The sequence below is a fragment of the Salibaculum sp. genome (genome assembly GCF_035270045.1).
Taxonomy (GTDB): Bacteria; Pseudomonadota; Alphaproteobacteria; order Rhodobacterales; family Rhodobacteraceae; genus Salibaculum.
Genome location: NZ_DATFIP010000071.1, coordinates 1 through 3,123, shown reverse-complemented (window position 1 = coordinate 3,123; position 3,123 = coordinate 1). Strand labels below are relative to the sequence as shown.

Annotated in this window: 3 protein-coding genes; 2 read left to right on the top strand and 1 reads right to left on the bottom strand. The window is 65.4% G+C overall.

Going from position 1 to position 3,123, the window contains the following annotated elements:
* Nucleotides 1-330 precede the first annotated feature (330 nt).
* Nucleotides 331-1,704: an L-serine ammonia-lyase gene (locus VJ897_RS11995; RefSeq protein WP_324055905.1), complete on the bottom strand. Its 1,374-nt coding sequence runs from the start codon at nt 1,702-1,704 to the stop codon at nt 331-333.
* 226 nt (nt 1,705-1,930) lie between these two features.
* Here VJ897_RS11995 and rpiA point away from each other — a divergent pair, with 226 nt between their 5' ends.
* Together rpiA and VJ897_RS11985 are read left to right on the top strand one after the other, a co-directional pair.
* Entirely contained in the window at nt 1,931-2,713 is a 783-nt protein-coding gene (gene rpiA, locus VJ897_RS11990) for a ribose-5-phosphate isomerase RpiA (protein ID WP_324055904.1), read from the top strand.
* Between the two features lie 176 nt (nt 2,714-2,889).
* On the top strand, nt 2,890-3,123 hold a 234-nt coding region (locus VJ897_RS11985), incomplete at its 3' end, for an FAD-dependent oxidoreductase (protein WP_324055903.1).

Genomic DNA, 3,123 nt, shown 5'->3' with positions numbered 1-3,123 from the left:
GTTCAACATCCCCAGCTTGCGTTAAGTGCACCACGCCCATTCCATTGAAGTCTCCGGATTGCAGGTAGTTATCCAGAACTGCCATCAGTATTTCTTTCTTTCGGTCTTCCATCAAGCTTCACCTATTGAAAACGCTTATTCGAGCTGTGCGCCGAAGCTCCTCTTTACTTTAAACCGGCAGCAAAGCTAATCAATTTACCCGATTGGGAACCGGTCGTTCGCTGGAAGACGGCGAAGGTCGGCAACGTCCGCATAGCCGACGATTGGGCCTGCGCCCGTCTGTTAAGGACGAGCCGAGGTCGCCTGAGCGCGACTCCGGCCGCCACGGCCTCAGCAGTTGGGGATATTCACCGCCAGCCCGCCAAGGGCGGTTTCCTTGTATTTCTCGCTCATGTCGGCGCCGGTCTGGCGCATGGTCTCGATGGCCGCGTCAAGCGGCACGAAATGCTGGCCGTCGCCGCGCAAGGCAAGCGAGGCGGCGGACACGGCCTTGATCGCGCCCAGCCCGTTGCGTTCGATGCAGGGCACCTGCACCAGCCCGCGCACCGGATCGCAGGTCATGCCAAGGTGATGTTCCAGTGCGATCTCGGCGGCGTTCTCGATCTGCTCGGGCGTGCCGCCCAGGACGGCGCACAGCCCCGCCGCCGCCATGGCCGACGCGCTGCCCACCTCGGCCTGGCAGCCCGCCTCGGCCCCGGAAATCGAGGCGTTGAACTTGACCAGCCCGCCGATGGCCGAGGCTGTCAGCAGGAATTCGGGCACCTGCGCGCGGGTCGCGCCCGGGACATGGTCCAGCCAGTAGCGGATCGTGGCGGGCACCACGCCGGCCGCGCCATTGGTTGGCGCGGTGACGACCTGGCCCCCGGCGGCGTTTTCCTCGTTCACGGCCATGGCATAGGTGGAAATCCAGTCGTTGATGACATGTGGCGCGGTCAGGTTCCGCCCGTGTTCGGCCAGAAGCGCCTCGTGAATCGCCCTTGCGCGGCGGCGCACGCGCAGGCCCCCGGGCAATTCGCCGTCGCCCGTCAGCCCGCGGTCGATACAATCGTTCATGACCTGCCAGATCCGGGCCAGCCCCTTGTCGAGGTCGGCGCCGGGCATGCGGCTCAGCTCGTTCTTGCGCTTCATCTGGGCCACGCTCAGCCCCGCCTCGGCGGCCATGTCCATCATTTCGGCCGCCGATTTGAACGGGAACGGCACCGGCGGACCGTTATCTGTGTCGCGCCCCTGGGCCAGCTCCTCTTCGGTCAGCACGAAACCGCCGCCGATGGAATAATACGTGACCTGCGTGATCACGTCGCCCTGCGCGTCGCAGCCCTTCAGGATCATGCCGTTGGCATGGCCGGGCAGCGGCGGGCCGTAGTCGAATTCCAGGTCCTCGGCGGGACGGAAGGCCAGTTCACCCAGTCCGTCCGGCGTGACATGTCCCTCGGCCTTGATGCGGGCCAGTTCCGCCTCGGCCTTCTCGGCGTCGTAGTCATCGGCGCGGAACCCTGCCAGCCCGAGGATCGTGGCGCGGTCGGTGGCATGACCCACGCCGGTAAAGGCAAGCGAGCCATGCAGCGAGGCCCTGAGGCCCGCCACGCTGAAGGGCTGTGCGCGCAGGTGGTCGAGAAACCGCGCGGCGGCCACCATGGGTCCGATCGTATGGGAGGACGACGGTCCCAGACCCACCTTGAACATGTCGAAGACGCTCAGGAACATGCACTCTCCCGGGGTTGTCGTGCGCTGTGCGGCCGCCGGATGGGGCCAGGACTCAGGATAAGGCCGCTCATGCGGTCGTGGGGGCTGAATGCGACGCGTTGCCACCCGGTACCGCCGAAGCCCGACCCGATCAGCCCGGTGCACCGTAGTCAAGCCCGACGTGCCCCTCGCCAGACGGCGTCTCGCGGCCTATAAGGGCCCGAGTCACGCCATAGAAGAGGCCAACATGTCCGAGCTGTCCCCCATCGACAAGGCCAAGTTCGTCGCTGCAAAGCAGGCCGCCGACTACGTCGAGGATGGAATGCGCGTCGGTCTTGGCACCGGGTCCACCGCCGCCTGGCTGGTCAAATGCCTGGGCGAGAAAGTCGCGGCCGGTCTGTCGATCCGAGGCGTTCCAACCTCGTCGCGCACGGCGGAGCTGGCCCGCGAGGTGGGCATCGAGGTGATCTCGCTCGACGAGGCGAAATGGCTCGATCTGACCATCGACGGTGCGGATGAATTCGACGGCAACCTCAACCTCATCAAGGGCGGCGGGGGGGCACTGCTGCAGGAGAAGATCGTCGCGACGGCCAGCGACCAGATGGTCGTTATCGCTGACGCGGGCAAGCAGGTCGAGACCCTGGGCGCCTTTCCCCTTCCGCTGGAGGTTATCCCCTTCGGTTGGCAGACCACCAAGACCTTGGTCGAAGAAATGCTGATCGGCATGGATGTGCTCGGGCGGCGCACTTCCCTGCGGATGAACGGCGATGCCCCTTATTACACCGACGAGGGCAACCATATCCTCGACCTGCACCTGAACCGGATCGGGAACGCCCGGCAGTTGAGCCTGGTGTTGAACCAGATCCCGGGCGTGGTCGAGAACGGGCTGTTCATCGATATCTGCGACGTGGTGGTGATCGGCTATGGTGACGGGCGTGTCGAGCAGCGCGACATCAACGCGGGCACCGTCACCGAAGCCCGTCACGAGTTCATCGAGACGGAGAACCTTTTCACGGACATCGGGGACTGACGTGAACGTGCGGGCAGCGTCGGCACAGGTTTGCCGGTGCCCGGTCTTGCCGGGACATCGCGCCGCGTGCAGGCTGCTGGATCGGAGCTCGCCTGACACGATGACGCGCCCGCCGCGCACTGGCCATTTGCGGAGCGCTGTGTTCTACCGTCCGCGTTGAAGGACAAGAGGGTCTGATGAGCGATTTCGACTATGATCTCTTCGTGATTGGCGGCGGGTCCGGCGGGGTGCGTGCGGCACGCATGGCCGCGCAGACGGGCGCCCGGGTGGCGCTGGCCGAGGAATACCGCATGGGCGGCACCTGCGTGATCCGCGGCTGCGTACCCAAGAAGCTGATGGTCTTTGCCAGCGAATACCGCGAGATGGTCACCGATGCCCGCGCCTATGGTTGGGACATTGCCGAGGGCACC